Genomic DNA, 23,770 nt, shown 5'->3' on the forward strand with positions numbered 1-23,770 from the left:
GAACGATGCGCCGCCGGCCGATGATCGCAGCGGCTGCCGACGTGACAGAGGCGGCGACGGCGAAGATCGGGACGGTACGCGGCCGGCGCGCCGCGCATGTGGCGATCGCGGTGGCGCTGTTCGGCCTGCCGACCGCGGCGGGCGCGGACGAGTTGCAGCAGCGATTGCTCGCCGGGATGCAGGCGACGCGCGCCGACGGCTTCGCGTTTCGGCAGACGACCGCGATCGAGCGGACCGGTGCGGCGCGCAAGACGTTGGTGGAGCAGTTCGACCCGCGCCGTGCGGCGGCCGAGCGCTGGTCGCTCATCTCGGTCGACGGGCGCGCGCCGACCGAGAAGGATTTGGCGGGGTGGCGCAAGATCAAGCGCGAGCGCGTGCCGTCCTATGCCGAGAACGCGAAGTGGTTCGGAACGCCCGCGACGCGCGTCGACGCTGACGGCGTGACCACCTATCGGTTCGCGCGCCTGCCGGCGGGAACGCTCAAGATCGGCTCGCACGATGCCTCGGCCGACGCGCAGGCCGAGGCGGTGGTGAACATGCGTGGCCGCGTACCGTTCGTCGAGCGAGTCCGTTTCGTGACGACCAAGCCGTTCCGCATGATGCTGGTCGCGTCGGTGCAGGCGATCACGGCCACCGCGCGCTACGCCGCGCTGCCGAGCGGCGCCGTGGTGCCGGCCGAGGTCGCCAGCCGCACCACGGGCTCGCTGATGGGGAAGTCGGGCGTGCTGACGACGCAGACGACGTACGCGGACGTGCAGCCGGTCAGGTGAATCTGCTCCCCTCCCTGACCAGGGAGGGGCTGGGGGTGGGTAGGTTTGGTGGGCAACCGCCGTGTTCCGCGTCAAGCCGACCCACCTCCGACCCCTCCCTTCCAGCGAGGAGAGTAGGTTGCGCCCGCGTTAGCTTCGGGCGCTGCTCACCTTACTTCGGCGCGTTCTTCTCCTGCCGCTCGCGGTAGAATTGCTGCACCACCGCCCAGCCTTCCGCCGCGCTCTCGACATAGCGAAAGATGCCGAGGTCGCGCTCCGAGACGACGCCCTCCTCGACCAGCGCGTCGAAGTTCACCACCCGCTCCCAGAACTCGCGCCCGAACAGCAGCACCGGCATCGGTTCGATCTTGCCGGTCTGGATGAGCGTCAGCAGCTCGAACAATTCGTCGAACGTGCCGAACCCACCCGGAAACGCCGCCAGCGCGCGCGCGTGGAGCAGAAAGTGCATCTTGCGCAGCGCGAAATAATGAAATTGCGTCGACAAGGACGGCGTGACGTACGGATTGGGCGCCTGCTCGTGCGGCAGCACAATGTTGAGCCCGATCGACTCGGCATGGACGTCGGTCGCGCCGCGGTTGGCGGCTTCCATGATCGAGGGGCCACCGCCCGAACACACGACGAAGTGGCGCTTCCCCGCCTCGTCGCGCGGGAAGTTGGAGCAGAGCTGCGCGAGTTCGCGCGCCATGTCGTAATATTTCGACTTGGCGACCAGGCTCTCGGCAATGCGGCGGCTCTTGTCGTCGGTGGCCATGTCGAGCAGCGCCTGCGCCTTGGCGGGCTCGGGGATGCGCGCCGAGCCGTAGAAGACGAAGGTCGAGCCGATATGCGCTTCCTCCAGGATCAACTGCGTTTTCAGCAGTTCGAGCTGGAAACGGACCGGGCGCAAATTCTCGCGCAGCAGGAAGTCCATGTCCTGGAACGCCAGCTTGTAGGCCGGACTCTCGGTCTGGGGAGTGGAGACGCTCTGTGCGGCGGCGTCGGCGTCTTGCTTGGCGCGCGGGAAGACGCGGCTGGGTACGCGGGTTTCTGTCATCCCGGGGCGATAAGCCGCACACGTGACGGCTGCAAGACGCCCGCGCTGTCAGCTGATGCGGAAGGCGCGAAACGGCGAGCCGGCCGGCAGCGGCACGGACTCGAGCCAGTCGAACGTGCGGCCGTGCGCGAGCTGGTCGTAGAAGCCGCCGCGCGCCTTGGCGCGGTAGTTGGTCGATTCCGCCATGTTGGGGCAGACCAGCAGCAACGTGGCACCGTGCCGCCGCATGATCGCGCGTGCCTCGGCGGGCGAGCGGCTGAAGGCGTGCTGCACGTCGAGGATCGCGTCACCGTTGCGGTGGTACGGCCCTGCGATCGCGTCGTGGTGCGTCAGCGTGATGAGGCGTGGGCCGAGGTCGACGAAGGTGAACACGGTCTGGCGCGGAAGTGCGTTCAACGAGCGCATCGCGGGGATCGTGAGGCAGCGCCCGGTCGCGCGGTTGACGCGCGTGACATAGGCGTTGGGGCGGTCAATCGGCAGGTAGCGGACCGCGAGCGTCATGAACCAGCCCGAGACGAGCACATAGGCCATGCCTGCGGCGGCGAGCTTCGCCGGCCACCAGCGCGGCGATGCGATCCACGGCAGCATCGCGAGCGCCAGCGCGACCGCGCCGGGCACCGCCATCAACTGCGCCGCCGGACCCGCGCGCGCCTGCCACAACAGCATGAGGCATGAGAACGCGGTGAACAGCGCGACGCAGGTCCACCCTAGCAACGCGGGGGTGCGGCGCGCGCGCCAGGTGGCGAACAGCGCTCCGATGAGCCCGATGATCGGCAGCGCGACGATCGGCGCGGCACTGCGCAAGGGGTGCTGGTAGATCGGCTTCGCCTCGCGCACGTTGGCGAGCCAGCTCTTGTACAATTCGGGCGCGACCTGTTCCGGGCGCCCGAGGCATTGCGGGAAGGCGAGCGCGAAGAAGCTGGCGACGGCGGCGCCGGCAGCGAGCGCGGCGACGATGCGGACCGCGCGGCTGCGCGGCGACCAGAAAGCGAGCGCGAGCAGCAATGCCGCGGCGACGGCGACGGTCGACAGGTACACCGGGGTCAGCGCGTCGCAGCGCATCACGCGATTGGCATAGGAGGCGAAGCCTGCGAACCCCGCCGCGGTGCCGCCGCCCAGCGCGAGCGCGTAGGTGGTGAGCCGGATGCGCTCATCCGCATCCCACACCCAGCGCAAGCCGATGATCGCGCCCGCCGTCGCCGCGAAGGGCAGCAGTTCGAGGCCGATCGTGAGCGAATAGGCGCTCGCCAAGCCGACGATCAGCCCGCCGCGCGCACCCTGGGGATCGCACAGCCCCGCGACCGTCAGGCAGAGCATCGCGAGCTGCCAGCCGTGGTGGTCGATCCGATCGGGCATGTACATGCCGAGCGCGACGTTGGTGACCAGCACGATCAGGATCGCGAGTGGCCAGGCGAGCGGCGACACCAGCCGTCGCACCGTCGCGCCGAGCCCCAGCAAGGCGAGCGACAGCGGGATGAGTGGCGCGATGCCGCACGCCAGCCGCTCCGCCTCCGCCACCTCGACAAAAGGGCGGAACAGCAGGATTAGCGCGGCGATCGGCAGGTCGACCAGCCGGCTCCAGTGGATGTTGAAGCCGATAGGTGGATTGAGGCGATGATTGGTGAGGTCGAACCAACCCTGTCCGGCGAGCAAGCCGCGTACCTGCATTAACCGCATGTTGTCGTCGGTGTCGCCCAGGCTCAGCCACTGGATCGCGGTCCAGCGTTGCCCGATGTACCAGGCCGCGATCATCACCCAGGCAATCAGCGTCAGGTTGATCCAGCGACGGTCGAGCGTGACCGCCAGGCGCGAGGACACGGCACGGGGCAGGATGGTCAAAACGCTTCCTTCATCGGACGGGAGCTAGTAGGTCCGCCGCCGCGCTCCTGACGCGGGGATGCACAAAGGGCAAGATGGTGGCGGCAGGCAGCAACGGGGCAAGCGGGTACCTGCGGTCGGACCACCGCGAGATATTCTGGCAGCTCGTCCGTTTCGGCATCACCGGCGGGTTGGTGACGGTGTTCTACGCCGCCGTGTATTGGCCGCTGGCGACCTATGTGATGAACCCCAATCTGGCGGTGGTGATCGCGTTTCTGGCCGCGACGGCGGTGGGGCGGTTCGCGCACGGCGCGGTCAGCTTCAAGGGGCATGGCACGCGATCGGCGCGGACCGCACGGCGCTTCTTCGTCGTGCAATTGTTCGGCTTCGTGCTCCAGCAACTATTTACCTGGGTGCTGGTGACCGGACCGTTCTTTCATGGACCGACGTGGTGGCCGCTGGTGCCCGCCGTCAGCGTGGTGCCGCTGCTCACCTTCGGCCTGCAACGCAATTGGGTTTTCAAATAATGGATCGCCGCGTCTACGATCGCATGGCCGAGCATGATTCCACCCATTGGTGGTACCGTGCGCGCCGCGACATCCTGTCCGATTACGTGACGCGCGAGGGGCATCTGCCCCAGAACGCGCGCATACTGGAGATCGGCTGCGGCACCGGGCACAATCTGCCGATGTTGGCGCAGTTCGGCCAAGTCGACGCGATCGAGATCGATCCGGCGGCGCGCGACATCGCCAGTGCGCGGTTGGGCAAGGCGGTGGGCGATGCACCCTTGCCGGTGCTGCCGGGGGTTGAGCGGGGCGCGTACGACATGGTCGCGGTGCTCGACGTGGTGGAGCATATCGCGGACGACGTCGGCGCGCTGAAGGCGATGCGTGCGTGCCTGGCGCCGGGCGGCAAGATCCTGATCGCGGTGCCCGCGCATCAATGGATGTGGAGCGCGCACGACGTGGTGAACCACCACGAGCGGCGCTATTCCAAGGCGACGCTGGTCAAGGCGATCCACGCGGCGGGGCTGCGCCCGCGCAAGCTGGGTTACTTCAACTCGATCCTGTTTCCGCTCGCCGCCGCGGCGCGGATCGCGGGGCGATTGACCGGGCGCGACGACAGCGATGATTCGCCGCCCGCCAAGCCGGTCAACGCACTGTTCGAGCGTATCTTCCGTGTCGAGCGGCATCTGGTTGGCCGCGTGCCGATGCCGATCGGAGTGTCGATCCTGTGCTTCGCGGAGCCGGTTTGAGGTAACCCGTTCTGGTCGCTAACAGGGTGGGTCTGAGTGGGCGAGGCGCGGTGCGATCCGCGGCGTTCCGCGCGTAGCTGGTCCTGTCATGCCCCCCTCCGGTCAGCGAGAGGGAGGTAGAAAGGGAGCGAAGCGCGGCGCCCCCTTGCACCACGCCCGCGAAGCCGTCACGGCGCGGCGCATGTCCGATCACCTGCCGCCACCGCCCGTCGACCTGCTGCTGGACGCCAGCCTGTTCCTCGATTTCGACGGCACCCTGGTCGAGATCGCCGCCACCCCCAACGCGGTGCGGGTAACGGAGACGCTTCGGCAATTGCTGCGCGACCTGTCCGCGCGGCTGGAAGGGCGGGTGGCGATCATCAGCGGACGATCGGTGGCGGAGATCGCTGCGCTGCTCGATCCGGTGACGCTGAGCGTGGCCGGCAGCCACGGGCTGGAGATCGCAGGCGCCGGGCAGCCGAGGGTGGTGCCCGCGCGCACCGCGGGCGTCGACGCGGCCCTGGCCGAACTGCATGATTTCGCCGCCGATCGTCCGGGCGTGCTGGTGGAGGACAAGCCGTTCGGCGTCGGCCTTCATTATCGTCAGGCGCCCGACGAGGAGGCGCAGGCGCGCGATCTGGCGGCACGGCTGGCGGACGAGCACGACCTGCACCTGCAACTCGGCAAGATGGTCGCCGAATTGCGGTTGCCCGGCGCCGACAAGGGTAGCGCATTGAGAACGTTGATGGCGGAACCCGGACGTGCGCCCACGCGTCCTGTGTTCATGGGGGATGACGTAACCGACGAGGCGGCGTTTGCCGCCGCATGCGAGCTTGGCGGAGCAGGTATCCTGATCGGCCCGGCGCGTGAAACGCACGCGCGCTACCGGCTCGACGATGTGCCCGCGGCGCTCGCATGGTTGCGTCGCTCCGCGGAGACATTGGCATGAGCGATCTGGATCTGTGGCCCATCGGCAATTGCCAGGTCAGCGCGCTGGTGGATCGCACCGGTCGTTTCGTCTGGGCGTGCGTGCCGCGCGTCGACGGCGATCCGTTGTTCTCCGCGCTGCTCGGCGGCGACGCGCCAGATAGCGGGTTCTGGGACATTGCGGTCGAGGACTCGATATCGGTCGAGCAGCATTACATCCGCAACACGTGCGTGCTGGTGTCGCGCCACACCGACGCGCACGGCGGCGTGATTGAGGTGACCGATTTCTGCCCCCGGTTCGAGCGGACCGGGCGGACCTATCGCCCCGTTGCCTTTGCCCGCATCGTGCGCCCGATCTCGGGCAGCCCGCGGCTGAAGATGCGGTTGCGCCCGACCTGTGGCTGGGGCGGGACGTGCCGCGAGCAGGTCGGCGGATCGAACCACGTTCGCTTCCTGCTCGACGCGATGGCGATGCGGCTGACTACCGACGCGCCGATCGGCATGGTGCAGCAGGAACGCTCGTTCCGCGTCGAGCGCCCGCTGCATTTCTTCCTCGGTCCGGACGAGAGTTTCGCGGGCGATTTCGCCAGCACGCTCGACCTGATGCTCCACCAGACGATCGCGGAATGGCAGCAGTGGGTACGCGGGCTCGCGGTGCCGCTCGAGTGGCAGGAGGTGGTGATCCGCTGCGCGATCACGTTGAAATTGTGCCAGCACGAGGAGACGGGCGCGATCGTCGCCGCGCTGACCACCTCGGTGCCCGAGCATGCGGGGTCGCAGCGCAACTGGGACTACCGCTACTGCTGGATCCGCGATGCGTATTATACGGTGCAGGCGCTCAACCGGCTCGGCGCGCTCGACGTGCTCGAAGGTTATCTCGGTTACCTGCGCAACATCGTTGATGCGTCGGGCGCGGGCGAGCACGACGGTCATATCCAGCCGCTCTACGGCGTGCTGGGCGAGCCCAACCTGCCCGAGCGCGAGGCGGCGCACCTGCCCGGTTATCGCGGCATGGGGCCGGTGCGCGTCGGCAATCAGGCGGCCGAGCAGATCCAGCACGATGCCTACGGCCAGATCGTGCTGTGCAGCGTCCACGCCTTTTTCGACCAGCGCTTGCTGCGCCCCGCCGACGCGGCTGACTTCGCGTCGCTGGAGCATGTCGGCGAGCGCGCGTGGAAGTTCTACGATCAGCCCGACGCGGGGTTGTGGGAGCTGCGCACGCGCCAAAGCGTGCACACTTATTCGTCCGCCATGTGCTGGGCGGCGTGCGATCGGCTGGCGAATGCGGCGCAGCGGCTCGGTCTGGGGGAGCGCCGCGCATTGTGGGCCGGTCGCGCCGACACGATCCGCGACGTGATCGAGCGATCGGCGTGGCGCGAGGACACGCGGCGGATGTCGGCGACCTTCTCGGGCGACGACCTGGACGCCAGCGTGTTGCAATTGCTCGACCTACGCTTCTTCGCGGCGGACGACCCGCGCTTCGTCGACACGCTGACCGCGATCGAGAAGGGATTGCGGCGCGGCTCCACCATGCTGCGCTACGACACCGAGGACGATTTCGGGCTGCCCGAAACCGCGTTCAACGTCTGCACCTTCTGGCTGATCGAAGCGCTGTACCTGACCGGGCGCCACGACGAGGCGCGCAGCTTGTTCGAGGAAATGCTGTCGCGCTGCACCGCGGCGGGTCTGCTGTCGGAGGACATTGATCCCACCACCGGCGAATTGTGGGGCAATTACCCGCAAACCTACTCGCTGGTCGGCATGATCAACTGTGCCGGGATGCTGAGCAAACCGTGGAGTGCGATCCGATGACGCGTTCGACCGAGAGCCGCCTGATCGTCATCTCCAACCGCGTCAGCGCGCCCAAGGGGTCGAATTCGGGATCGCAGGGCGGGCTGGCGGTCGCGCTGGCGGCGGCGCTGCGCGAGAATGGCGGCATCTGGTTCGGCTGGTCGGGTGAGGTGACCGAGCAGTTCACCGGGCAGATCAACTTTCAGCGCGAGCAGGGCGTGACCACCGCGGTGGTCGACCTGGAAGAACAGGACGTCGAGGAATATTACGAAGGCTACGCCAACCGAACGCTGTGGCCATTATTCCACTACCGCATCGATCTGGCGGAATATGAGCGCGAGTTCGCGGGCGGTTACCAGCGCACCAACGAGCGGTTCGCCGACACGGTGCGCCCGCTGATCGAGCCTGACGACCTGATCTGGATCCAGGATTATCACATGTTCCCGCTCGGTGCCGAGTTGCGCCGCCGCGGGTGCCAGAACCAGATCGGCTTCTTTCTGCACATCCCGTGGCCGCCCAGGCGTCTGCTCGGCACGCTGCCGGGCGCGCAGGCGCTGGTCGAGTCGATGTTCGAATACGATCTGATTGGCTTTCACACCGAGGAATGGCTCGAATCCTTCTGCGATTACGCGACGCACGAAATGGGCGCGAAGATCGAGAATGGTGTCGCGACGCTCGGCGATCGCTGCGTCCGGTTGATCGCCGATCCGATCGGCATCGACGCGAAGGAATTTGCCGAAGCCTCCGCAGGCGTGCAGGCGCGGCTCGCGTTTCGACGGATGCGCGATTCCGCCGACGGGCGCGACATGATCGTCGGCGTCGACCGGCTCGATTATTCCAAGGGGCTGGAGGAGCGTTTCTCGGGCTACGAACGCTTCCTGATCGAGCATCCGGAGGAGCGCAAGGAAGTGTTCCTACTCCAGATCGCGCCGCCCAGTCGCGTATCGGTGGAAACGTACCGCCGCATCCGCAACTCGCTGGAAGGACTGTCGGGGCGGATCAACGGCGAATATGCCGACGTCGACTGGGTGCCGATCCGCTACGTCAACCAAGGCTATCCGCGCGACGTGCTGGCCGGCATCTACCGCGCGGCGAAAATCGGGCTTGTCACGCCCCTGCGCGACGGCATGAACCTGGTGGCGAAGGAATATGTCGCGGCACAGAATCCGGAGGACCCCGGCGTGCTGATCCTGTCGAAATTCGCGGGGGCGGCCGAGCAGATGCAGGAAGCGCTGCTGATCAACCCGTATAGCGCGGAGGAGATCGCCGACGCGATCCAGCAGGCGCTGCGGATGTCGAAGGACGAGCGCATCCGGCGCTGGACCGTGCTGATGGATGGCGTGCAGCGTGAGGATGTGACGTGGTGGGCGACGCGCTTCCTCGACGCGCTCAAGCAGGCGCGGCCGGTGGTGACGGCGCCGGAGAAAGCGGGGATGTGAGCGCCACGTCGGCGCGGCGGCGCAGGATCGCCTCGGGCATCTCGCGCTTGATGTAGTCGAGCAACGCCTCGCGCACGTCGCAGCGCAGGTCGAACGCGGTGCTGGCGTCCTTGGCAGTCATCAATCCGCGCAGTTCGATCGATCCGTCAAGCTTGGTGTCGGTCACCTGCAGGTTCCAGAAACGGCCGTCCCAGCGCGGGTTGGCGGTGATGATCGCGCCCGCCTGTTCGCGCAGCCGCGCGATGTCGGCGGCGGGATCGAGGTACCAGAACACGCTGCCCATCAGCCTGGCGGACTGGCGCGTCCAGTTCTGGAAACTGTCCTCCAGGAATTTGGAGACGGGCACCACCAGCCGGCGCTCGTCCCACACCTTGATGACGACGTAGGTCAGGCGGATCTCCTCGACGCGGCCCCATTCGCCATCGACGATCACCACGTCGTCCAGGCGGATCGGCTCGGTAAACGCCATCTGAATGCCGGCGATCAGGTTCTTGAGCGCGGGCTGTGCGGCGGCGCCGACCGCGATGCCGGCGACTCCGGCCGAGGCGGCGAGCGTGACGCCGAGCGCGCGGACGCTGGGAATGCTCATCAGCATCATGCAGATCGTCACCAGCACGATCACGAAGGCGCCGATGCGTTGCAGGATGCCGAGCCGGGTGCGCCGCCTGCGCGCACGCAGATTGTCCTCGACGCTGATGTCGGCCTTGCGCGACAGGATGTCGACCACGTTGCCGAGCGTCACCACCGCGAACCAGCCGACGAGCCCTGGAATGACGAGCCCGGCGACGCGGCCCCACAAGGTCGCCTGGCCGCGCGTCAGGTGCAGCAGCGGTTGGATCGAGGCGAGCGCGACCGCGACCAAGATCCAGCGCGCTAGCCCGCGGGTACGCTCGACCATCGCAGCGCCGCCCTCGCTGTCGTGGCGGAGTGCGGCGCGCGCGAGCAGTGCGAAGGCGAGCGCGTGGAGCAGGATCGCGCCGAGGACCGCGGCCGCGACGATGCCGACGTTGGCAAGCCAGGTCGGGATGTCGGGCAGGTCGCGCCAGTGATGGGCCAGGTAACGAGCCCAGTCGCGCGGAAGGTTCGCGTCTCTCATGGTGGCGCGAACGGTGCATGGGCGGGGGCGTTCCGGTGGCGGCGCTAGGGCGGGGTGGGCCGTGAGTGGTGCGGGGTGGGGGCCGGCACCGGAGGCTCGGGGGGGGGGGCGAGCGCCGTGCTGCGGAAAGGAAGGGGTGGGGCGGATGGGGACGAAGCGGGTCGTATTCAGCTGCCCTCTCGCCGACGTCTCACCTCTAGGGAGACAGTAGATTGGCCTGGTGGGACCCTGCCCGTCATTCCGGCCTTGAGCCGGGATCCCGCTGCCTTTTGCTGACCGCCGGACAAGCGGGACCTCGGATCAAGTCCGGGGTGACGAGGGCGGTAGCGGGGTGACGGATTGAGGCAGGAGGCGACCTCGCCGCCTTGACGCGAGGAGGCGTTTACCCGCAGGCCGCGGCGCGGAAGTTAATCCCGCGCCGTCGAACGTGGCGCTTGGCGCGCCACGTCGGCCGAGCCTTTGCGTCCGCGTTCGCGGACCAGCGCGTAGCTGGGCTACGCGCCTCGCTCGGCTACCAAATCTTTACGCGCTGCTCGGGCGCGAGGTACATCTTGTCGCCCGGCTTGACGTTGAACGCATTGTACCAGGCATCGACGTTGCGCACGACGCCGTTGACGCGGTTGTACGGCGGCGAGTGCGGGTCGGTCAGCAGGCGGCTGCGCAGCGCATCCTCGCGGATCTTCGACTGCCACGCTTGCGCGTAGGAGAGGAAGAAGCGCTGATCGCCGGTGAGGCCACCGATGACGGGCGCCTTGCCGTGGGCCGCCTGATACTTCTGGTACGCGGTGTATGCCGCCTCAAGCCCGCCCAAGTCGCCGATGTTCTCGCCCAGCGTCAGCGCACCCTTCACGTGCGTGCCGGGGATCGGCTCATAGGCGTCATACTGGCTGACGAGCACGCTGGTCCGCTTGGTAAAGGCGGCGCGCGTTTCGGGCGTCCACCAATTCTCGAACTTGCCGGTCGGGCCGAACTGGCTGCCCTGGTCGTCGAACCCGTGACCCATTTCGTGGCCGATGATCGCGCCGATTGCACCGTAATTGACCGCGGCGTCCGCCTTGGGATCGAAGTAGGGCGCTTGCAGGATCGCCGCCGGGAAGGTGATCTGGTTCGACAGCGGGTTGTAGTAAGCGTTCACCGTCTGCGGCGTCATGCCCCACAGCGTGCGGTCGACCGGCTTGCCGAGATACGACAGGTCGAGCTGGTGCTGGAATTCACCCGCGCGCATGTTGTTGCCCAGCGGATCGCCGCGCACGACCTTCATCGCCGAATAGTCGATGTACTTGACCGGATGACCGACGCGCGGATCGAATGCGGCGAGCTTGGCGAGCGCCGCCTGCTTGGTCTTGGCATCCATCCAGGTGTTGCCGGAAATACGCTCCTGGTAACCTGCGCGCAGGTTGTCGATCAGCTCGGCCATCTTTGCCTCGGACTCGGGCGGATAGTGGCGAGCGACGTAGACTTGGCCGACCGCCTCGCCCATCGCGTTGTTGACCAATGCGATGCCGCGCTTCCACCGCGCGCGCTGCTCCTGCTGACCGGACAGGGTGCGGCCGTAGAAGTCGAAATAGGCGGTGTCGAACGCCTTGGGCAGTACCGAGGCATTGTTGCTGGCGAAGCGGAACTTCATCCAGTCCTGCCACGTCGAAACCGGCGTTGCGGCGTAGAGCTTGCCGAGCGCGGTCAGCGCAGTCGAGGTGCCCATGATGACCACGGGGAACCGCTCATACCCTGCGGTGCGCAGCATCAGCGGCCAGTCGAACTCGGGCGCAAGCGCCTTGCGCTGCGCGGCGTCCATCGGCTTGAGCATCGCTTGCAGGTCGCGCTGCTGAACCGGCGTCCACTGCACCTTGGCCATCGCGGTCTCGAGCGTCACGATGCGGTCGGCCTTGGCGGAGGCGTCAGCGACGCCCGACAGCGTCAGTACCTGCTCGACGTATTTGCGATAGGCGGCGCGGTAGGTGTCGTACTTGGCGCCCGGCAGCAGGTAATAATCCTGCGGCATGCCGAGCGAACCCTGGCTGGCGATCGCGATATATTGCGTCGGGTCGGACGGGTTCGGCAACTGCCCCACCTCGACCGGCGAGGCGTAGCCGACGCTGGCGAACAGCGTCTGGAGCTTGGTCTTGTCGTTCGCCGCGTCGATCTTGGCGAAATAGGGCTTCAAGGGCGCGGTGCCGGCGCGCTCGATCGCGGCCTCGTCCATGAAGCTGCCGTAGAGGTCGCCGATCTGCTTGCCCCCGGCGCCGACCGCGTTCGGGTCGCGCGCGGCATCGCTCAGGATGTCGCGTACCTGACCCTCGGCCTGATCGGCGAGCGTCACCATGTAGCCGGCCGAGGTGCGGTCGGCGGCGATCTGCGTCCGCTTGTCCCAATTGCCGTTGGCGAAGGTCCAGAAATCGTCGCCGGGCTTGACCGTCTTGTCCTCGGCGGTCAGATCGACGCCGAACGTGCCGTAACGCGGACCCGCCTGCGCAGCGCCCGAGGCGGTGGCAGGAGCGGTCGTCTGCGCGAGCGACGGCGCGGCGATGGCGAGTGCGGCGACGCCGAGCGACAGGCGCGTATATGCAGAGATGTTCATCGATCCCCTTCCCCAACAGTGTGTCATCAACTTAGGACACCAACGTAACCGTTGCAACTATCCGCTGACGCGATTGGCGACGAGGTCGTCGACCACCGCCGGGTCAGCGAGCGTCGAGGTGTCGCCGAGTGATGTCGTGTCGCCTTCGGCGATCTTGCGCAGGATGCGGCGCATGATCTTGCCCGAGCGCGTCTTGGGCAGGCCCGGTGCGAATTGCAGCGCGTCGGGGGTGGCGATCGGGCCGATCTCCTTGCGCACCCACGCCTTCAGCTCGGCGGCGAGCGCGTCGGATGGCTCCACGCCGGCCTTCAGGGTGACGTAGGCGTAGATGCCCTGACCCTTGACGTCGTGCGGCATGCCGACGACCGCGGCTTCGGCAACCTGGTGATTGAGCACCAGCGCGCTCTCGACCTCGGCGGTGCCCATGCGGTGTCCGGACACGTTGATGACGTCGTCGACGCGGCCCGTGATCCAGTAATAACCGTCCTCGTCGCGCCGGCACCCGTCGCCGGTGAAATACTTGCCCGGATAGGTGGTGAAATAGGTCTGGAAAAAGCGGTCGTGATCGCCCCACACGGTGCGCATCTGTCCTGGCCAGGACGCGGTGATGCACAGATTGCCACTGGTTGCGCCGTTCAGCACCTTGCCCGTCTCGTCGACCAGTTGCGGCTGCACGCCGGGCAGCGGCTTGGTGGCGGAGCCGGGCTTCAAGTCGGTCGCGCCGGGCAGGGGCGCGATCAACGCGCCGCCGGTTTCGGTTTGCCACCAGGTGTCGATGATGGGGCTGCGGCCCTCGCCGACGACGTCATGGTACCAGCGCCACGCCTCGGGGTTGATCGGCTCGCCGACCGTGCCGAGCAGGCGGAGCGAGGCGCGGCTGGTCGCGCCCACGGGCGCGTCGCCCTCCTTCATCAGCGCACGCAGTGCGGTCGGTGCGGTGAACAGCGTGTGCACCTGATGCCGGTCGACCACCTGCCAGATGCGGCTGGCATCGGGCCAGGTCGGCAGCCCTTCATACATCAACGTCGTCGCGCCGTTCGCGAGCGGGCCGTAAACGATATAGGTGTGCCCGGTGACCCAGCCGATATCAGCCGCGCACCAGTAGACGTTCGGGGCGCGATAATCGAACACCAGGCCGTGGGTGTAGGCCGCCCACAGCAGATAGCCGCCGGTCGAGTGCAGCACGCCTTTCGGCTTGCCGGTCGAGCCTGAGGTGTAGAGGATGAATAGCGGGTCTTCCGCCGCCATCGGCTCGGGTGCGCAATCGTCCGACACGTCGGCCGCTGCCTCGTGGTACCAGGTGTCGCGCTCGCCCAACGGCACGTCGCCGCCGGTCGCGCGGACCACCAGCACGCGCTCGAGCGTCGGCGCGCTCGCGGCGGCGGCATCGACGTTGGCCTTGAGCGGGATGGTCTTGCCGCCGCGTCGGCCCTCGTCGGCGGTGATCACGAGTTTCGACCCGCAATCCTCGATCCGGCCGGCGAGCGCGTCGGGCGAGAAGCCGCCGAACACGACCGAATGGATCGCGCCGATCCGCGCGCAGGCGAGCAGGGCGAACGCGGCCTCGGGGATCATCGGCAGGTAGACGGTTACGCGGTCGCCCTTGGCGACGCCTTGCGCCTTCAACACATTGGCGAAGCGGCAGACCTCGCGGTGAAGCTCGGCGTAGGTGATCCGGCGCGGTTCCTCGGTCGGGACATCGGGTTCCCAGATGATCGCGACTTGGTCGGCGCGTTCGGCGAGATGTCGGTCAATGCAATTGACGCTGGCGTTGAGCGATCCGTCGGCGAACCAGCGGATATGGAAGTCGTCGGCGTCGAACGACCAGTCGCCGGCCTGGGTTGGCGGCGTTATCCATTCGAGTTGCTGCGCTTGTTCCAGCCAGAAAACGTCGGGCTCGGCGACGCTGCGGTGGTACATTTCCTCGTAGCCGGCGGCATCGACGCGCGCCTCGCGCGCCCATTGCGCGGGAACAGGGAACAGGTCGATCTCGGACACGCGCGGGGTTCCTTTCCTTGGTCGCGGGCTGCATGCGCCGCACGACCGCGCGGGGCAAGTATCGTGGCCGCTCGGCCGCGATCGGTAGCGTCTCGTTAGCGAAATGGTAACGAATGGGCGGGTAAGGCGCGAAGCGCCATGCAACCGATCTCGATACTGTCCGCCGATGAAGCCGCCGCGCGCGATCCGCGTACCAGCGTGATGCTGAGTGCCGAGGTGGTGCGCAGCGAAGGCTCGGCGCCGACGCAGCATCGCGTGCTGAACGTATCGGTATCGGGGGTGTGCATCGCCAAGCCGGTCGGGCTGGTCGCGGACATGCCGGTGATGGTCTCGCTTGGCCGGGTTGATCACGTCGGCGCACGCGTCAAATGGGTGCGCGGCGACCGGGCTGGATTGCGCTTCGACGAAGCGATCGACCTCGACGCCGCGCGGCAACGCCGGCCCGGCAACGGCGCGCCGCCGCCGCCGACCTCGGGATGGATGGCTGCGGCGAACGAGCGTTTCCGGCGTCAGACCACGCTGTAGGGCACGACGCGTCGCGTCGCCGGATCGACGCGGATCGCGCGGTCGGTTGGCGGAAAGGCGCGCTGGTCGCAATCGCTGCGCGGGCAAAGCCGGCACGAGATGCCGATCGGCGTCGGTGTACCCGACAGTCCGTGCGACACGCCCCCCTGCCAAATCCCGAGTGCATCGGCGTAGACGAAATCGGCGGCGTGCATCGCCTCGCAGCCCAGCACGACCGCGTAGCGCCTGGGCGCGCGCGCGAAGCGGCCTGACGGCTTCACCAATCCCTTCGCCATCGACACGTAGCGGACGCCGTCGGGCGTCTCGGCGTGCTGGACCAGGATGCGGTCGGGGATCGCCGCCGCCTCGTGGACGTGCCACAACGGACAGGCACCGCCGAAGCGTGCGAATTGCAGCCGGGTGGCGGAATGTCGCTTGGTGATGTTGCCCGCCATGTCGACGCGGCAGAAGTAGAAGGGGACGCCCTCCGCGCCCGGGCGCTGCAGCGTCGAGAGGCGGTGGCACGCCTGTTCGAAACTGACGCCGAACCGCCTGGAAAGCCGGTCGATGTCGTGGCGCACCGCCTTCGCCTCGGCACGGAACGCGGCGTAGGGCATGACCAGCGCACCGGCGGCGTAGTTGGCTAGGCCGATGCTCAGCAGTCGCCGTGCCTCGTCGTGCGCGAGCGGCGCTGCGGCGACGATCCCGGCGATGGGCGCGGCGAAGGCAAGCGCGGCGAGGCGGTGCGCGACGAGAAAACGCCGCGTCTCCGGCGGGGTCGCGGCGGCAAGCGTCAGCACGCGGCCGTCGAAGCGTGCGAGCGGGGCTGCGTCGTCTGGGGCCAGCACCACCGCCACGCCGTGGTCGGCGAGCTGCTGGTCGAGCGCGCCGCCGCTCGCGAGTTCCTCGGCCGCACGATCGAGCAAGTCGACGTAATTGCCCGCGTCGTGGAACCAGTCGCGCACCGCCTCCCATGGCAGCCGCGCGCCGGTGCCGGTCAGCCCGGCGCTGGTGATCATCGCTTCCTCGGCGAGCGCGGCACGTTCCTCCGCCGCGCGCTTGGCGGCGTGGAGCGCGACGAAGCGATCGGCGACGTCAGGGCGCTCCTCCGCTAGTCGCGCGATGCTCTCCGCGTCGAGCGGCGCGACCGCTGGGTCGGCGAGTGCAGCGGCGAGCGCGGAAAGGCGGCGCGCGGGTACCTCGCCCTCAATCCCGGCGAGTGCCGCGGGGAAATGCCGCGCCAGCGCCGCGCTGACCACCGCGGTCAGCGGACGTTCGCCGCTCTCCAACTGCGACAGATAGCTGACCGACAGTCCCAGCTTCATTGCCATCGCGCGCTGATTGAGCCCGGCGGCGCGGCGCAGCGCGCGCAAGGTATCGCCGGCGTAGAGGCGGGAGCGGGGCATGACGGTCGCGCCTAGTTTGCAACGTGACTATTCGCAACTTCGCAACTTCACATTTGCGCGCGCAGTCGCGAGGGCGCAGGAGGACAGGCACAGGAGATCAGGATGTCATCGACGCTCGCCGAACTCGAGAAGAAGCGCGCCGCGGCGAAGCTGGGCGGCGGGCAGAAACGCATCGACGCGCAGCACGCCAAGGGCAAGCTGACCGCGCGCGAGCGGCTCGACGTGCTGCTCGACGAGGGATCGTTCGAGGAGCTCGACATGTACGTCGAGCATAATTGCGTCGATTTCGGCATGCCCCAACAGGTGATCCCCGGCGACGGCGTGGTGACCGGATCGGGCACGATCAACGGCCGGCTGGTGTTCGTCTTCAGCCAGGATTTCACCGTGTTCGGCGGCTCGTTGTCCGAACGGCACGCGCAGAAGATCTGCAAGATCATGGACATGGCGATGAAGGTCGGCGCGCCGGTCATCGGGTTGAACGATTCAGGCGGGGCGCGCATCCAGGAGGGCGTCGCGTCGCTGGGTGGCTATGCCGAGGTGTTCCAGCGCAACGTGCTGGCGAGCGGCGTGGTGCCGCAGATCAGCCTGATCATGGGGCCGTGCGCGGGCGGTGCGGTCTATTCGCCGGCGATGACCGACTTCATCTTCATGGTGAAGGATTCGTCCTACATGTTCGTGACCGGCCCCGACGTGGTCAAGACCGTCACCAATGAGGTGGTGACGCAGGAGGCGCTGGGTGGGGCGGTCACGCACACCACTAAAACGAGCGTCGCCGACAATGCGTTCGAGGACGACATCGAGGTGTTGCTCGCGACGCGCGATTTCTTTGATTTCCTGCCCGGATCGAACCGGCAGCCGGTGCCTGAGCGGCCGAGCGACGATCCGTGGGATCGGTTGGAGCCCAGCCTCGACACGCTGATCCCCGCGTCCGCCAATCAGCCGTACGACATGCACGAGCTGATCCGAAAGACGGTCGACGAAGGCGATTTCTTTGAGATCCAGCCCGGCCACGCCGCTAACATCATCTGCGGCTTCGGTCGGATCGAGGGCCGCACGGTCGGTGTCGTCGCCAACCAGCCGATGGTGCTGGCGGGCGTGCTCGACATCAACTCGTCTAAGAAGGCCGCGCGCTTCGTCCGCTTCTGCGACGCATTCGACATTCCGATCGTCACCTTCGTCGACGTGCCCGGCTTCCTGCCCGGCACGGCGCAGGAGCATAACGGCATCATCAAGCACGGTGCGAAGCTGCTGTTCGCCTATGCCGAGGCGACCGTGCCGAAGATCACGGTCATCACGCGCAAGGCGTACGGCGGGGCGTATGACGTGATGGCGTCGAAGCATCTGCGCGGTGACCTGAACTACGCCTGGCCGACCGCGGAGATAGCGGTGATGGGCGCGAAGGGCGCGGTCGAGATCATCTTCCGCGGCCGCACGCCGGAGGAGATCGCGCAGCGCACCGCCGAGTATGAGGCGCGCTTCGCCAACCCCTTCGTCGCGGCGTCCAAGGGGTTCATCGACGAAGTAATCATGCCCCATTCCACCCGCCGCCGCATCGCGCTCGGCCTGCGTAAGCTCGCCGGCAAGACGTTGGAGAATCCGTGGAAGAAGCATGACAACATCCCGTTGTGATGCGACTGCGTGCACATTATCATGTCCATGATAAAGGAGATGTGATGTGCAGACGGAACGCGTGACCTTCCTGACGACGCCCGACCACAAGGCCGCGCTTGACGCTTATGCCGCCTCGAATGGCAAGTCGGTCGGCCATGTCGTGCGCGAGGCGACGAGCCGGTACATTGCGCAGCCTGCCGACGACGACGCCAACGATGAAGAGGTGGAATTGGCAGCGCTGGTCGCAGAGGCGAATGCGGCGATCCCGCAGATGCGTGCCTCCATCGATCGGATGATCGACGCGCTCGACGCCTCGCACCGCAAGGTCGATGCGTTCCTTCGCGAGGCGGGGGTGCGCGCGTGAGTGCGATCGGCGACGCGCTGGCGGCGATCCGACAGGTCATCCTGATGCAGCAGCGTATGGATCAGCTCGACGGGCGGATCACGCAATTGGTGGCGGACGTCGATGGGCTGACCGATGCGCTATCGAACATGCGCGACCGCGTTAGCCGGCTGGAAGGCATTATCGAGGGCGCAGTGATGGCAGCGCGGCAGCGGAGGATCGAGGAATGAGCGGTATGACGCTGGGACGGCTCAATCACGTCGGAGTCGCGACGCCGTCGATCGAGCGGTCGGTCGCGACCTATCGCACGCTGCTGGGCGCGGAGGCGATCGGCGAGCCGTTCGACCTGCCCGCACAGGGCGTCCGCGTGTGCTTCGTCGACACGCCAAACACACAGATCGAGTTGATCGAGCCGTTTGACGAGCAATCTCCCATCGCGGGGTTCCTCAAGAAGAACCCGGCCGGCGGGCAGCATCACGTCTGTTTCGAGGTGCCCGACATCCACGCCGCGGTCGCGCACCTGAAGGCGGAAGGCGCGACCGTGCTAGGCGAGCCGCGCATCGGCGCGCATGGCACACCGATCGTGTTCGTCCATCCGAAGGATTTCGGCGGATTGCTGGTCGAGTTGATGGAAACGCCGGCAGGCGATCACTGACAACCATAAGCGGGAGAGGTGCCATGACCGATTACCAGACGATCATCGCTGAGAAGAAGGGTGACGTGCTCGTGCTCACGCTCAACCGGCCCGATCGGTTGAACGCTGCCTCGATCGACCTCGCGCAGGAGTTGAGCGCGGCCTTGTACGACTTGCAAGGCGCACGCGCGGTGCTGCTGACCGGAGCGGGGCGAGCCTTCTGTTCGGGCGCGGACTTGCAGTCGCGCGGCGGTGACTCCGCCGTCGCAGGCGGCGATGCCAGCCACCGCGCATTGATGAACTTCTACAATCCGTTGATGAGCCAGTTGCTGCATCTGCCCGTACCGGTCGTCACCGCGGTCAACGGCCCTGCGGCGGGCGTCGGTTGCTCGATGGCACTGTCGGGCGACTTCGTGCTCGCGGGCAAGAGCGCCTATTTCCTGCAAGCCTTCGTCAACATCGGGCTGGTGCCCGACGGCGGTTCGACGTGGCTGCTCGCGCGCGCGATCGGCAAGGCACGCGCGACGCAGATGATGATGCTGGGCGAGCGGATTGGTGCGGATCAGGCGGCTGACTGGGGGCTGATCTACCGCGCGGTTGAGGATGCGCAGTTGATGGACGAGGCGCTGGCGCTCGCGACCCGGCTCGCCGCAGGGCCGACCGTGGCGCTCGCCGCGATGCGCCGCACCATCATGAGCGCGCTCGACGGTTCGTTCGACCAGACGCTGCGCGCCGAGGCCGAGGGGCAGCGCGCGGCGGGCAATTCGCAGGACGCACGCGAGGGGGCGAAGAGCTTCATCGAGAAGCGCAAACCCGCCTTCACCGGCGCGTGAGCCGATCATCCGAGTAGAATGATATGACTGATCCCATCATCGAGCAGAACACCGGCGAGGACGCGGGCAGCGCGCCCAAGCCCGCGGCCATGCCGACCGAGGTCGCGGCGCCTCCGCCCGCGCCGGCGCTCGACACTTGGGCAAAAGCCGCGGCGAAGGAGGTCAAAGGCAAGGACCTGACCTGGGCGACGCCGGAAGGGATCGACGTCAAGCCGCTCTACACCGCGGAGGACGTCGAAGGATGGGAGCCCGGTCTGCCCGGTTTCGCGCCGTTCACCCGCGGCGTGCGCGCGTCGATGTACGCCGGACGGCCGTGGACGATCCGGCAATATGCCGGCTTCTCGACTGCTGAGGCCTCCAACGCCTTCTACCACCGCAACCTCAAGGCGGGGCAGAAGGGCCTGAGCGTCGCGTTCGACCTGGCGACGCACCGCGGCTACGACAGCGACCATCCGCGCGTGACGGGCGACGTCGGTAAGGCGGGCGTCGCGATCGACAGCGTCGAGGACATGAAAATCCTGTTCGACGGCATCCCGCTCGACCAGATGAGCGTCAGCATGACGATGAACGGCGCGGTGATCCCGATCCTCGCCTTCTTCATCGTTGCAGGGGAAGAGCAAGGGGTCGATCGGCGGTTGCTCGACGGAACGATCCAGAACGACATCCTCAAGGAGTTCATGGTCCGCAACACCTATATCTACCCGCCAGAACCCAGCATGCGGATCATCTCGGACATCTTCGGCTACACCAGTCGCGAGATGCCGAAGTTCAATTCGATCTCGATCTCCGGTTATCACATGCAGGAAGCCGGTGCGACGCAGGTGCAAGAGCTTGCGTTCACCATCGCCGACGGCATGGAGTATGTGAAATACGGCGTCGCGAGCGGGCTCGACATCGACAAGTTCGCCGGGCGGCTGTCCTTCTTCTTCGCGATCGGCATGAACTTCTTCATGGAGATCGCCAAGCTGCGTGCGGCGCGCGTGCTGTGGCACCGCGTTATGACCAATTTGGGCGCGCGCGACGAGCGGTCAAAGATGCTGCGCACGCACTGCCAGACCTCGGGCGTGTCGCTGACCGAGCAGGACCCGTACAACAACGTCATGCGCACCACGATCGAGGCGATGGCGGCGATGCTGGGGGGCACGCAATCGCTCCACACCAACGCGCTCGACGAGGCGATCGCGCTGCCGACCGACTTCTCCGCCCGGATCGCGCGCAACACGCAGCTGGTGATCCAGGAAGAGACCGGGATGACCAACGTCGTCGATCCGCTCGGCGGCAGCTACTACGTCGAGGCGCTGACTAAGGACCTGGTCGACCGCGCCTGGGCGATCATCGAGCGCGTCGAAGCCGAGGGCGGCATGGCCAAGGCTGTCGCCGCCGGCTGGCCTAAGGCGATGATCGAGGAAGCCTCCGCCGCGCGCGCAGCGCGGGTCGACCGCGGCGAGGACGTGATCGTCGGCGTCAACAAATACCGCAAGGAGAATGAGGACGGACTCGAGATCCTCGACGTCGACAATCACGCGGTGCGCGAGGCGCAGGTCCGCCGCATCAACGAGATGAAGGCGAAGCGCGACGAGGCGGCGTGCCGGGCCGCGCTCGACGCGTTGCGTGAGGGCGCACGCGGGCAGGGCAATTTGCTCGAACTCGCGGTTGACTGTGCGCGGGCGCGCGCGACGCTCGGCGAAATCTCCTCGGCGATGGAAGACGTATTCGGTCGCTTCGGCACGCAGCCGACGCCGGTGAAGGGCATCTACGGCGGCGCCTATGACGGCGATGCGGCCTGGACGCGGTTGGAGGAAGGGGTGGCCGCGACCGAGCGGCGGCTGGGGCGCAAGCCCCGGATGCTCGTCGCCAAGATGGGGCAGGACGGTCATGATCGCGGCGCAAATCTCGTGTCGTCGATGTTCGGCGACCTGGGGTTCGAGATCGTGCCCGGCCCGCTATTCCAGACGCCCAAGGAAGCGAGTGAGTTGGCGCTGGCGAAAGATGTCGACGTGGTCGGCGCGTCCAGCCTCGCGGCCGGGCACAAGACGCTGATCCCCGAGCTGATCGGCCATCTGCGCGACGCAGGGCGCGCCGACATCAAGGTGATCGCGGGCGGGGTGATCCCGGCGCAGGATTACCAGGCGCTGCGCGACGCGGGCGTCCAGGCGATCTTCGGTCCGGGCACCAACCTGATTACGGCGGCGCAGGAAGTGCTCCGCCTGCTCGGCCACAACATGCCGCCGATGAGCGAGGCCGCGGAATGAAAGCGACGATCCTGATCGCGGGCGCGCTGCTCGCCGCGCCGGCGGGGGCGCAATCAGCGAGCGACTATCAGGCCGCCGATGCGCAGCTGAACGCGGCATATCGAAACGCGATGGCGCGGATGAAGCAGCTCGATCATGGCACCAGGCTTGCCGACCTACCGCCGGCCGAACGTGCCGGGCCGAGCTATAGCCAGGCGCTGCTTAACAGCCAGCGCGCGTGGCTCGCCTACCGCGACGCCAACTGCCGCGCGTTCGCTTACGAATATCGCGGCGGCTCGGCGCAGGGCTTGTCCAACCGCGTCTGCCTAACCCGCGTCACGCGCGCGCGCACGACCGAGCTGCGGCTGCTGCAATCGGTGTTCCTGCCCAAATGACCGAGTTACCCATGACGATCCGTACCGACTGGACTCGTGACGAGATCGCCGCGCTGTTCGACCTGCCGTTCACCGAGCTCGTGTTCCGCGCCGCTGAGGTGCACCGCGCGCACCACGATGCGGGGGCGGTGCAGCTATCGACTTTGTTGTCGATCAAGACCGGCGGGTGTCCCGAAGATTGCGGCTATTGCTCGCAATCGGTGGTCGCCGACAGCGGGGTCAAGGCGACCAAGCTGATGGACGTGCGTGCCGTGCTGCAATCCGCCGCGCAGGCGAAGGACGCCGGCTCGACCCGCTTCTGCATGGGCGCGGCGTGGCGTAACCCCAAGGACCGCGACATGCCCGCGGTGCTCGAGATGGTGCGCGGCGTGCGCGCGATGGGGCTGGAGACGTGCATGACGCTCGGCATGCTGACGCCTGCACAGGCCGCGATGCTGGGCGAGGCCGGGCTCGACTATTACAACCACAACATCGACACCTCGCCCGAGCGCTACAGCGGTGTCATCACCACGCGCAGCTTCGACGAGCGGCTCGACACGCTGGCGCACGTGCGCGAGGCTGGGATCAACGTCTGCTGCGGCGGGATCGTCGGGATGGGCGAGACTAGGCAAGACCGGGTCGGCTTCGTCCACGCGCTCGCCACCTTGCCAGAACATCCCGGCAGCGTGCCGATCAATGCGTTGGTGCCGGTCAAGGGCACGGTGCTGGGCGACATGCTCGCCGACACGCCGCTCGCCAAAATCGATGACATCGAGTTCGTCCGCACGGTCGCGGTCGCGCGCATCACCATGCCGGCAAGCATGGTGCGCCTCTCCGCGGGGCGTGAGAGCATGTCAGAGGCGACGCAGGCGCTGTGCTTCATGGCGGGCGCGAACTCGATCTTCACCGGCGACAAACTGCTTACCGCCGCCAACGCCGGCGACGACCGCGACGCGGCGCTGTTCGACAAGCTGGGCTTGCGTCCGATGGCGGCAGAGTGCCGGGCGATGGAAGCGGCGGAGTGATACGCTTCCTCCGTCATGCTGAACTCGTTTCAGCATCCAACTCTCATCACGCGCCGTCGTCGCCTCGGGCGCAATGGACCCTGAAACGAGTTCAGGGTGACGGCGGTTTAGGACTTCGCGGTTCC

At 67.3% G+C, this 23,770-nt stretch carries 21 protein-coding genes; 15 read left to right on the plus strand and 6 right to left on the minus strand.

The features are described from left to right. Positions 1 to 5: 5 nt before the first annotated feature. Positions 6 to 770 (plus strand): hypothetical protein, encoded by a 765-nt coding sequence (locus HRV97_RS09645; RefSeq protein WP_246248639.1) that lies wholly within the window; start codon positions 6 to 8, stop codon positions 768 to 770. A 151-nt stretch (positions 771 to 921) separates the two neighbouring features. Here HRV97_RS09645 and HRV97_RS09650 read toward each other — a convergent pair whose 3' ends face one another. Both HRV97_RS09650 and HRV97_RS09655 read right to left on the minus strand, forming a co-directional pair. Next, the gene (locus HRV97_RS09650) at positions 922 to 1,803 is read right to left on the minus strand and encodes an LOG family protein (protein ID WP_174194045.1); all 882 of its coding nucleotides are present in this window, start codon (positions 1,801 to 1,803) and stop codon (positions 922 to 924) included. A 48-nt stretch (positions 1,804 to 1,851) separates the two neighbouring features. Continuing rightward, positions 1,852 to 3,642 (minus strand): AcrB/AcrD/AcrF family protein, encoded by a 1,791-nt coding sequence (locus HRV97_RS09655; RefSeq protein ID WP_246248640.1) that lies wholly within the window; start codon positions 3,640 to 3,642, stop codon positions 1,852 to 1,854. Positions 3,643 to 3,716: 74 nt separating this feature from the next. On the opposite strand from HRV97_RS09655, the gene HRV97_RS09660 reads away from it, so the two are divergent. From HRV97_RS09660 to otsA, 5 genes are all read left to right on the plus strand, one after another. After that, positions 3,717 to 4,148, plus strand: coding sequence for a GtrA family protein (locus tag HRV97_RS09660; protein ID WP_223176725.1), 432 nt, complete (start codon positions 3,717 to 3,719; stop codon positions 4,146 to 4,148). After that, the gene (locus tag HRV97_RS09665; RefSeq protein ID WP_174194046.1) at positions 4,148 to 4,876 is read left to right on the plus strand and encodes a class I SAM-dependent methyltransferase; all 729 of its coding nucleotides are present in this window, start codon (positions 4,148 to 4,150) and stop codon (positions 4,874 to 4,876) included. The genes HRV97_RS09660 and HRV97_RS09665 overlap by 1 nt, the downstream gene beginning before the upstream one ends. 181 nt (positions 4,877 to 5,057) lie before the next feature. After that, positions 5,058 to 5,804 (plus strand): trehalose-phosphatase, encoded by a 747-nt coding sequence (gene otsB, locus HRV97_RS09670; RefSeq protein WP_174194047.1) that lies wholly within the window; start codon positions 5,058 to 5,060, stop codon positions 5,802 to 5,804. Next, complete coding sequence (locus HRV97_RS09675) at positions 5,801 to 7,594, plus strand: glycoside hydrolase family 15 protein (RefSeq protein ID WP_174194048.1); 1,794 nt, start codon at positions 5,801 to 5,803, stop codon at positions 7,592 to 7,594. The genes otsB and HRV97_RS09675 overlap by 4 nt, the downstream gene beginning before the upstream one ends. Further along, positions 7,591 to 9,012 (plus strand): alpha,alpha-trehalose-phosphate synthase (UDP-forming), encoded by a 1,422-nt coding sequence (gene otsA, locus HRV97_RS09680; protein WP_174194049.1) that lies wholly within the window; start codon positions 7,591 to 7,593, stop codon positions 9,010 to 9,012. The genes HRV97_RS09675 and otsA overlap by 4 nt, the downstream gene beginning before the upstream one ends. Here otsA and HRV97_RS09685 read toward each other — a convergent pair. The 3 genes from HRV97_RS09685 to acs all read right to left on the minus strand — a co-directional run bounded on the left by HRV97_RS09685 (position 8,963) and on the right by acs (position 14,684). After that, entirely contained in the window at positions 8,963 to 10,108 is a 1,146-nt protein-coding gene (locus HRV97_RS09685; protein ID WP_174194050.1) for a mechanosensitive ion channel family protein, read from the minus strand. The genes otsA and HRV97_RS09685 overlap by 50 nt on opposite strands. Before the next feature lie 511 nt (positions 10,109 to 10,619). Beyond that, positions 10,620 to 12,686: a M13 family metallopeptidase gene (locus HRV97_RS09690; protein ID WP_174194051.1), complete on the minus strand. Its 2,067-nt coding sequence runs from the start codon at positions 12,684 to 12,686 to the stop codon at positions 10,620 to 10,622. Positions 12,687 to 12,743: 57 nt separating this feature from the next. Further along, positions 12,744 to 14,684: an acetate--CoA ligase gene (acs, locus tag HRV97_RS09695; protein ID WP_174194052.1), complete on the minus strand. Its 1,941-nt coding sequence runs from the start codon at positions 14,682 to 14,684 to the stop codon at positions 12,744 to 12,746. Between the two features lie 138 nt (positions 14,685 to 14,822). Between acs and HRV97_RS09700 the strand changes: the two genes are divergently transcribed. Then, complete coding sequence (locus tag HRV97_RS09700) at positions 14,823 to 15,209, plus strand: PilZ domain-containing protein (RefSeq protein ID WP_174194053.1); 387 nt, start codon at positions 14,823 to 14,825, stop codon at positions 15,207 to 15,209. Here the strand turns inward: HRV97_RS09700 and HRV97_RS09705 are convergent. Beyond that, a complete protein-coding gene (locus HRV97_RS09705) occupies positions 15,194 to 16,594 on the minus strand; it encodes a helix-turn-helix domain-containing protein (protein WP_174194054.1) in 1,401 nt (466 codons plus the stop codon). The genes HRV97_RS09700 and HRV97_RS09705 overlap by 16 nt on opposite strands. Positions 16,595 to 16,696: 102 nt before the next feature. Between HRV97_RS09705 and HRV97_RS09710 the strand changes: the two genes are divergently transcribed. The 8 genes from HRV97_RS09710 to bioB all read left to right on the plus strand — a co-directional run bounded on the left by HRV97_RS09710 (position 16,697) and on the right by bioB (position 23,645). Continuing rightward, positions 16,697 to 18,223, plus strand: a complete 1,527-nt coding sequence (locus HRV97_RS09710; RefSeq protein WP_174194055.1) for an acyl-CoA carboxylase subunit beta — start codon at positions 16,697 to 16,699, stop codon at positions 18,221 to 18,223. A gap of 46 nt (positions 18,224 to 18,269) precedes the next feature. Next, the gene (locus HRV97_RS09715) at positions 18,270 to 18,569 is read left to right on the plus strand and encodes a hypothetical protein (RefSeq protein WP_174194056.1); all 300 of its coding nucleotides are present in this window, start codon (positions 18,270 to 18,272) and stop codon (positions 18,567 to 18,569) included. Then, the gene (locus tag HRV97_RS09720) at positions 18,566 to 18,778 is read left to right on the plus strand and encodes a hypothetical protein (protein WP_174194057.1); all 213 of its coding nucleotides are present in this window, start codon (positions 18,566 to 18,568) and stop codon (positions 18,776 to 18,778) included. The genes HRV97_RS09715 and HRV97_RS09720 overlap by 4 nt, the downstream gene beginning before the upstream one ends. A gap of 5 nt (positions 18,779 to 18,783) precedes the next feature. Beyond that, complete coding sequence (gene mce, locus HRV97_RS09725; protein ID WP_174194163.1) at positions 18,784 to 19,203, plus strand: methylmalonyl-CoA epimerase; 420 nt, start codon at positions 18,784 to 18,786, stop codon at positions 19,201 to 19,203. A 23-nt stretch (positions 19,204 to 19,226) separates the two neighbouring features. Further along, positions 19,227 to 20,015, plus strand: a complete 789-nt coding sequence (locus tag HRV97_RS09730) for an enoyl-CoA hydratase-related protein (protein ID WP_174194058.1) — start codon at positions 19,227 to 19,229, stop codon at positions 20,013 to 20,015. A gap of 89 nt (positions 20,016 to 20,104) precedes the next feature. Next, positions 20,105 to 22,267 (plus strand): methylmalonyl-CoA mutase, encoded by a 2,163-nt coding sequence (scpA, locus tag HRV97_RS09735; protein WP_174194164.1) that lies wholly within the window; start codon positions 20,105 to 20,107, stop codon positions 22,265 to 22,267. Beyond that, positions 22,264 to 22,641 carry a lysozyme inhibitor LprI family protein gene (locus HRV97_RS09740; protein WP_174194059.1) on the plus strand — a complete coding sequence of 126 codons (378 nt, stop codon included), beginning with the start codon at positions 22,264 to 22,266 and terminating at the stop codon, positions 22,639 to 22,641. The genes scpA and HRV97_RS09740 overlap by 4 nt, the downstream gene beginning before the upstream one ends. Continuing rightward, on the plus strand, positions 22,638 to 23,645 hold the full coding sequence (gene bioB / locus HRV97_RS09745; RefSeq protein ID WP_174194060.1) for a biotin synthase BioB: 1,008 nt from the start codon (positions 22,638 to 22,640) through the stop codon (positions 23,643 to 23,645). The genes HRV97_RS09740 and bioB overlap by 4 nt, the downstream gene beginning before the upstream one ends. The last annotated feature ends 125 nt before the right edge of the window (positions 23,646 to 23,770 follow it).

Source organism: Sphingomonas hominis, from assembly GCF_013328205.1.
GTDB classification, from domain to species: Bacteria; Pseudomonadota; Alphaproteobacteria; order Sphingomonadales; family Sphingomonadaceae; genus Sphingomonas; species Sphingomonas hominis.